This is a genomic window from Nocardioides sp. (assembly GCF_030150155.1).
Lineage (GTDB): Bacteria > Actinomycetota > Actinomycetes > Propionibacteriales > Nocardioidaceae > Nocardioides.
This window is the reverse complement of the sequence record NZ_JASLGR010000056.1, coordinates 1-2,881: the sequence shown is the minus strand read 5'-3', so window position 1 is coordinate 2,881 and position 2,881 is coordinate 1. Positions and strand designations below refer to the sequence as shown.

The 2,881-nt window shown below is 70.1% G+C and carries 2 protein-coding genes and 1 pseudogene; 1 reads left to right on the top strand and 2 read right to left on the bottom strand.

The genetic code is table 11. The features are described 5' to 3' along the window. Positions 1–218 precede the first annotated feature (218 nt). Positions 219–836 (bottom strand): malonic semialdehyde reductase, encoded by a 618-nt coding sequence (locus Q1V88_RS17090; RefSeq protein ID WP_300682568.1) that lies wholly within the window; start codon positions 834–836, stop codon positions 219–221. Between the two features lie 66 nt (positions 837–902). Between Q1V88_RS17090 and eno the strand changes: the two genes are divergently transcribed. Beyond that, positions 903–2,180 carry a phosphopyruvate hydratase gene (gene eno, locus Q1V88_RS17085; protein WP_300682567.1) on the top strand — a complete coding sequence of 426 codons (1,278 nt, stop codon included), beginning with the start codon at positions 903–905 and terminating at the stop codon, positions 2,178–2,180. A gap of 73 nt (positions 2,181–2,253) precedes the next feature. Here eno and Q1V88_RS17080 read toward each other — a convergent pair. Then, a pseudogene (locus Q1V88_RS17080) lies at positions 2,254–2,881 on the bottom strand (hypothetical protein); the annotation flags it as partial.

Sequence of the window (2,881 nt, the reverse complement as noted above, 5' to 3'; positions counted from 1 at the left end):
CAGAAGTCGCAAAGCGCTCCAACATCTCGGCCCGCCAACACCAAGCCTACGAGCGTCCAGGTGGCTTGACGTTCCTTAGGAACTCAGTTCCGCTTGACGAGCCGGAGACGAGCCGGACACGGGCCGGAGACGACAGTGCGGTGGCTCCGGGTCACCAGGTGACTCAGAACCACCGCACTCAGGTCGCGAATCAGATCGCGGAGCCGGTCGGGCCGGGCTCAGGCGAAGGCGACGGCCTTGTCCTCGGGCACGCGCGGGAGGCGGCCGAAGTGGGCGTTGTCGGCCGGGTGGCCGATGTTGATCACCAGGAAGGACTTCCAGCCGGAGTCACCGAAGAACTCGGCGTCGACACCGGCCGGGTCGAAGCCGGTCATCGGGCCGGCGGCCAGGCCGACGGCGCGGACGGCGTAGATGAAGCCACCGCCCTGGAGGCCCGAGGAGATCTTCGCGCTCGCGGCGGCGACCTCGGGGTTGCCGGCGAAGGTGTCGCGCAGCGCGGCAGCGTGCGGGAACGTCGTCGGGATGAACTCGTAGTACTCCGGGTCGACGGCGAGGATCGCGGTGACGGGAGCCGAGGAGACCTTGGGGCGGTTGCCCTCGCCCATGTGGGGGAGAAGGCGCTCGCGGGCCTCGTCGGTGCGGACGAAGAGGACGCGCAGCGGCTGCGTGTTGGCAGCGGTCGGCGTCCACTTGGCAAGGTCCCAGATCTGCTTCAGCTGCTCGTCGGTGACGGCCTCGTCGGTGAAGTAGGAAACGGTGCGAGCGTCGGTGAAGAGCTCGGCCAGGGCCCGCTCGTCCAGCGGCTGCGGGTCGTGAATCTCGATCGTCTCGGTCATATTGAGCCCAACATCGGGATGGACTCACACATTCCGTGAGGCCGCTCTCACGTTAGGCTGCGCTGCGTGTCTGTGATTGAAGCCGTTGGCGCTCGCGAAATTCTCGACTCCCGTGGCAACCCCACGGTCGAGGTCGAGGTCCTTCTTGAAGACGGCACGTTCGCGCGTGCTGCCGTCCCCAGTGGCGCCTCGACCGGCGCCTTCGAGGCTGTCGAGCTGCGCGACGGTGACGCGCGCTACGGCGGCAAGGGCGTGCAGCAGGCTGTCGAAGCGGTGCTCGACAAGATCGCTCCGGCGATCATCGGCCTCGACGCCGACGACCAGCGCACCGTCGACCAGGCGATGCTCGACATCGACGGCACCCCGAACAAGGCCAACGTGGGCGCGAACGCGATCCTCGGCGTCTCGCTCGCCGTGGCCCGTGCTGCCGCCGACTCGGCCGGCCTCCCGCTGTACAAGTACGTCGGCGGCCCGAACGCGCACATCCTGCCGGTGCCGATGATGAACATCCTCAACGGTGGCGCCCACGCGGACTCCAACGTCGATATCCAGGAGTTCATGATCGCTCCGATCGGTGCGCCGACGTTCCGTGAGGCACTGCGGATGGGCGCCGAGGTCTACCACGCCCTCAAGTCCGTGCTCAAGGAGAAGGGCCTGTCCACCGGCCTCGGTGACGAGGGCGGCTTCGCCCCCAACCTCGAGTCCAACCGTGCCGCCCTCGACCTGATCGGCGAGGCCGTCGCCAAGGCCGGCTACACGCTGGGCACCGACGTCGTCCTCGCGCTCGACGTCGCCGCCTCGGAGTTCCACAACGACGGCGCCTACACCTTCGAGGGCCAGGCCAAGTCGGCTGCCGAGATGACGGCGTACTACGCCGAGCTCGTCGCCAACTACCCGATCGTCTCGATCGAGGACCCCCTCAACGAGGAGGACTGGGACGGCTGGAAGACCATCACCGACGAGCTCGGCTCCAAGACCCAGCTCGTGGGCGACGACCTCTTCGTCACCAACGTGGAGCGCCTCCAGCGCGGCATCGCCGGCGGCCAGGCCAACGCCATGCTGGTCAAGGTCAACCAGATCGGCTCCCTGACCGAGACCCTCGACGCCGTCGAGCTCGCCCACCGCAGCGGCTTCCGCAACATGATGAGCCACCGTTCCGGCGAGACCGAGGACACCACGATCGCCGACCTCGCCGTCGCCACCAACTGCGGCCAGATCAAGACCGGCGCGCCGGCCCGCTCAGACCGCGTCGCGAAGTACAACCAGCTCCTCCGGATCGAGGACGAGCTCGGTGAGGCCGCCCGGTACGCCGGCCGCGGCGCGTTCCCGCGCTTCCAGGGCTGATCGGCTCCGTCTCCCGACCGTGCCACGACAGCGGCCGTCCTCCGTGAGGAGGGCGGCCGCTGTCGTCGTGGGGCTAGTGCGCGCAGATGGTGTACGCCGTCACCGACTCGGCATCGGAGTAGAACTGGGCCGCCCAGCGGTCAGGCGACGTCGCGAACAGGCCGGTGGCATTGCTCGGGTAGGTGGCGACCGTCTGCCACCCGATCGCCGAGGTCGGCGTGACGCCGCCGCCGATGGGGGTCTCGCCGGCGAGGCAGATACCGCCGAGTGCGACCTGGACGCTGACGCTGCCGTTCGACGCCACCGGGGACCCGGTGCGGTAGGTCACCGCGGTGAAGCCGGCTCCGGTGGCACCCGTCGGCCCGACGGGGCCGGCGGCGCCGTTCTGGCCCGTGGGTCCGGTGGGCCCGGTGGCGCCGGTGATGCCGGTGGCTCCGGTCGGACCCGTGGCTCCGGTGAGGCCGGTGAGACCCTGGGCGCCGTTGGTTCCGGCGGTTCCGTTGGCGCCGGTCGCGCCGGTGTCGCCGGTCGCTCCGGTCGGGCCGGTGACGCCCTGGGGTCCGGTGGGCCCGGTCGGGCCGATGCTGCCGGTGGCCCCGGTCGGGCCGGTGATGCCCTGGATCCCCTGGGCACCGGTCGTGCCGGTGGCGCCGGTGACGCCGGCCAGGCCCTGGGCTCCGGTGATGCCCTGGATCCCCTGG

Excerpts from the sequence above, each read along its gene's own strand:
- Q1V88_RS17090 (WP_300682568.1), bottom strand. The coding sequence starts at position 836 with ATGACCGAGACGATCGAGATTCACGACCCGCAGCCGCTGGACGAGCGG.